General features: G+C 74.7%; 4 protein-coding genes and 1 pseudogene. 4 read left to right on the top strand and 1 reads right to left on the bottom strand.

What is annotated here, in order from left to right:
* Window positions 1-241: pseudogene (locus ABZ885_RS36045) on the bottom strand (hypothetical protein); the annotation flags it as partial.
* A gap of 296 nt (window positions 242-537) precedes the next feature.
* On the opposite strand from ABZ885_RS36045, the gene rimP reads away from it, so the two are divergent.
* The 4 genes from rimP to ABZ885_RS36025 form a co-directional block, all read left to right on the top strand.
* Window positions 538-1092, top strand: a complete 555-nt coding sequence (gene rimP, locus ABZ885_RS36040; protein ID WP_360198499.1) for a ribosome maturation factor RimP — start codon at window positions 538-540, stop codon at window positions 1090-1092.
* Window positions 1093-1173: 81 nt separating this feature from the next.
* Window positions 1174-2184: a transcription termination factor NusA gene (gene nusA / locus ABZ885_RS36035; RefSeq protein ID WP_360198496.1), complete on the top strand. Its 1011-nt coding sequence runs from the start codon at window positions 1174-1176 to the stop codon at window positions 2182-2184.
* 98 nt (window positions 2185-2282) lie between these two features.
* Window positions 2283-2582 (top strand): YlxR family protein, encoded by a 300-nt coding sequence (locus ABZ885_RS36030; protein ID WP_360198495.1) that lies wholly within the window; start codon window positions 2283-2285, stop codon window positions 2580-2582.
* 251 nt (window positions 2583-2833) lie between these two features.
* Window positions 2834-4479 (top strand): translation initiation factor IF-2 N-terminal domain-containing protein (locus tag ABZ885_RS36025; RefSeq protein WP_360198494.1); only part of this gene is annotated, 1646 nt, incomplete at its 3' end.

The raw sequence follows: 4479 nt of genomic DNA, 5'->3' as shown, positions 1-4479 counted from the left end.
GCAGCGCGGCCTGCCCGGCGCCCGGCCCGGCCAGCAGCGCGTCGTACCCGGCGAGCAGGGCGTCGGTGGCGGTGACCGCGCGCTGCCGGACCGGCTCGTCCGGGTCGGGGCGGCGGTTCTCGCCCTCCGTCCCGTCCCGGTCGTCGGGCGCGTCGGTGCACGCGGTGAGCGCACCGCCGGCGGTGAGGAGCAGCCCGAGGGCCAGGAAGGTCCGTCGGCTGGGCGGCTGCATCGCTGTCACTCCGGGGCGTGTACGGGAGGACGGCTTGCCCGCCTGCCCTCGTTGGCGTGAATGATTACAGAATCCTCACGTCCACGGGGATGGGTTGGGTACCGCGGAACCGCACCCGGGGGGTGTGACCTTGCTCGCAGTGGGTGTCGCACGGGCGGCCGGGCGTGGTGCGGAATCGGTGGTTGGCGGCATCACCGGATAGGCTTTGGGCCGAGCTGCCGCGACCCGGCCTGCGCCGGACCGGTGCCAGGGGGGCGCGGCACCCCCTCCTGACAACAGCAGACGCGGCCGAGGAGTCCACCCGGATGAGCACCACCCACACCGACCGGCTGCGCGCGTTGCTGGAGCCGCTGGCCGCCCAGGCGGGCCTCGACCTGGAGGACGTGAAGGTCACCCAGACGGGCAGCCGCCGCCAGGTGCAGATCGACGTGGACGCGGACGGCGGCGTGGACCTTGACGCCATCGCCGAGTTCAGCCGGGTCGTCGGCGAGGCGCTGGACGAGTCCGACGTGATGGGCACCGGCGCCTACGTGCTGGAGGTCGGTTCGCCGGGCGCCGAGCGCCCGCTGAGCGAGCCGCGCCACTGGCGCCGGGCCGAGGGCCGGCTTGCCAAGATCAACCTGGTCGACGGCGGGGAGATCGTCGCCCGGGTGCTGGAGGCGGACGAGGACGGCGCGCTGGTCGAGGTGCAGCCGGTGAAGGGCCGCGGCCGGGCCAAGGAGCGCCGGCTGGAGTACGCCGAGGTGGCCAGGGCGCGCGTCCAGGTCGAGTTCAACCGCAAGGACGACGAGCTCCTCGACGAGGCCCCGGACTTCGCGGACGACGACGCCTCCGACGAGGGGGACGACGGTGCGGAGTGACTTCCCCCCGCACCGGGCAGAGCCCGCCCGGGCCATGAGCCGCAGCAACACGAACGTGACGAAAGACGAGGAGGCGTAGCCGTGGACATCGACATGAGTGCCCTGCGCACGCTGGTCAACGAGAAGAACATCCCCTTCGACCTGCTGGTCGAGTCCATCGAGTCGGCCCTCCTCACCGCGTACCACCGCACCGAGGGCTCGCGCCGCCGCGCCCGGGTGCACCTGGACCGCAAGAGCGGCCACGTCACCGTGTGGGCGATGGAGGACCCGGCGGAGCTGGACGAGGGCGTCGAGCCGAAGGAGTTCGACGACACCCCGAGCGGCTTCGGCCGGATCGCGTCCAGCATCGGCATCCAGGTGATGATGCAGCGCCTGCGCGACGCCGCCGACGACCAGACCTTCGGCGAGTACGCGGGCAAGGAGGGCGACATCGTCACCGGTGTCGTCCAGCAGGGCAACGACCCGAAGAGCGTGCTGGTCGACATCGGCAAGCTGGAGGCCATCCTGCCGCCGCAGGAGCAGGTCCCGGGCGAGGACTACCGGCACGGCACCCGGCTCAAGTGCTACGTCGTGGCGGTGCGCCGGGGTGTCCGCGGCGCGTCCGTGACGCTGTCCCGCACGCACCCCAGCCTGGTGAAGAAGCTGTTCGCGCTGGAGGTCCCGGAGATCGCGGACGGCAGCGTGGAGATCGCGGCGATCGCCCGCGAGGCCGGCCACCGCACCAAGATCGCGGTCTGGTCGCGCCGGTCCGGGCTGAACGCCAAGGGCGCCTGCATCGGCCCGATGGGCAGCCGGGTGCGCGCGGTGATGGGCGAGCTGCACGGCGAGAAGATCGACATCGTCGACTGGTCGGAGGACCCGCGCGAGATGGTCGCCGCGGCGCTGTCCCCCGCACGGGTGACGAGCGTGGAGATCGTCGACGCCGCCCAGCGCTCCGCACGGGTGATCGTGCCCGACTACCAGCTGTCGCTGGCGATCGGCAAGGAGGGGCAGAACGCCCGCCTGGCCGCCCGTCTCACCGGCTGGCGGATCGATATCCGGCCGGACACCGAGGGGCAGCCCGAGGCCGACGGCCGCCCTGCGGACCGGTAACAGCCGCCCGCGGACCGGTAGTCAGCGTTGTCCGGAGCCGCCCGGCCGTTCCACCCCGGTTCGGCGGGGCGGCGCCATGTCCCTTCGGAGGGGTAGACTTGCCTTCGTCTGGCCGGACGCATGTCCGAGCACGCCCGGAACGCACCTGCGTGGGCTGCCGCAAGCGAGCGGCCAAGCACCAGCTGTTGCGTGTCACGGCGGTCGAGGGCGTCTGCGTCCCCGACCCCCGTGGCGCACTGCCGGGCCGGGGCGCGCACCTGCACCCCGATCCGGCCTGCCTCGACCTCGCGGTCCGCCGCCGGGCGTTCCCCCGGGCCTTTCGGCTCCAGGGCACACTCGACACCGAGCGGCTCCGCGAGTACATCGAGGAGCGGGCAGGCGGCACCCCGGCGCCCTGAGCTTCCTCAGGCCGGCCCGGTGGGCGCCTCCCGTGTGACAGCCGTCGCCCCGGGCGGCGGAGAACCACCGCAACAAGCACAGTGCGCGGGCAGCCGCGCGCCGTGCCACCAGTCAGGTACCTCGCGATGTGGAAGTAGGTCGAGATTGCGATGAGCACTCGATGAGTACGCGATGAGTACGCGATGGGTACGCCCATGAAGTAGCGACAGTCCGGCGGACGAGACACCCCGGACTCATAGACAGGAGTGAAGTGGCTAAGGTCCGGGTTTACGAACTCGCCAAGGAGCTTGGCTTGGAGAGCAAGGCCGTCATGGCCAAGCTCACCGAGCTCGGTGAGTTCGTCCGTTCGGCGTCCTCGACGATCGAGGCGCCGGTCGTGCGCAAGTTGACTGACGCTCTGGGAGTGGCCCCCACCGGTGGTGGTTCCGCTGCCAAGCCTGGCCCGCGGAAGCCCGCGGCGCCCCAGCCCGCCGGCGGTTCCGCCGGTGCGGCCGCACCCAAGCCGGGTGCCCCGACCCCGGGTCCGCGCCCTGCCGCGACCCCTGGTCCCCGTCCGACCCCCGCAGCCGCGGCGCCCGCCGCCCCGGCCGCGACCCCCGCCGCCCCGCGTCCCGCGGGCGCGCCGACCCCGGGCCCGCGCCCGGCGGCCCGCCCCGCCGCTCCGGCGGCTCCGGCTGCTCCGGCGGCCGAGTTCTCCTCCCCGGCCCCGGCCGGTGAGACCCAGGCCCAGCGCCCGGCCCCGCAGGCCCAGCGTCCGGCCGCGGCCGCAGGCGGCGGCGCCCGTCCGGGCCCGCGTCCGGCCGGCCCGCGTCCGGGCAACAACCCGTTCACCTCGGGCAGCGCGACCGGCATGGCCCGCCCCGGCGACCGCCGTCCGGCCGCGCCCGGTGCGCGTCCGGCCGCTCCGGGTGCCCAGGGCGAGCGTCCCCGTCCGGGTGGCGACCGTCCGCGTCCGGCCGGTGCCCCCGGTGCCGGTGCGCCGCGTCCGGGTGGCGACCGTCCGCGTCCGGCCGGTGCCCCGGGTGCCGGTGCCCCCCGTCCGGGTGGTGCCCCGCGTCCCGACGGCATGCCGCGTCCGGCCGGTCCGCGTCCCGGCGGCCCGACCCCGTCCGGCATGCCGCGTCCGAACCCCGGCATGATGCCGCAGCGTCCGGCTCCGGGCCCGCGTCCGGGCCCCGGCGGCCGTGGCCCGGGTGGCCCCGGCGGCCGTCCCGGTGCTCCGGGCGGCGCGCGTCCCGGCTTCCAGGGCCGTCCGGCCGGTCCGGGCTCGCGTCCGGCCGGCGGCGGCTTCGGCGGCCCGCGTCCCGGTGGCGGTGCCCCGGGTGGCGGCGGCGGCTTCGGTCCGCGTCCGGGTGGCTTCGGCGGCCGTCCCGGCGGCCCGGGTGCCCGTGGTGGCACGCAGGGTGCCTTCGGCCGTGGCCCCGGTGGCCGTCCGGCCCGTGGTCGCAAGTCGAAGCGGGCGAAGCGCCAGGAGTACGAGGCCATGCAGGCCCCGTCCGTCGGCGGTGTGATGCTGCCTCGCGGCAACGGCCAGACCGTTCGCCTGTCGAGCGGCGCCTCGCTGATGGACTTCGCGGAGAAGATCAACGCCAACCCGGCCGCGCTCGTCTCCGTGATGTTCAACCTCGGTGAGATGGTCACCGCGACCCAGTCGGTCTCGGACGCCACGCTGCAGCTGCTGGCCGACGAGATGGGCTTCCAGCTGGAGATCGTCAGCCGGGACGACGAGGACCGCGAGCTGCTGGAGTCGTTCGACATCGACTTCGGCGCCGACGAGGGCGACGAGGACCAGCTGGCCCCGCGCCCGCCGGTCGTCACCGTCATGGGTCACGTCGACCACGGTAAGACCCGCCTGCTGGACGCGATCCGCAAGTCCAACGTGGTCGCGGGCGAGGC

This window comes from Kitasatospora sp. NPDC047058, from assembly GCF_040643935.1.
GTDB lineage: Bacteria > Actinomycetota > Actinomycetes > Streptomycetales > Streptomycetaceae > Kitasatospora.
This window is presented reverse-complemented; position numbering and strand designations above follow the sequence as displayed.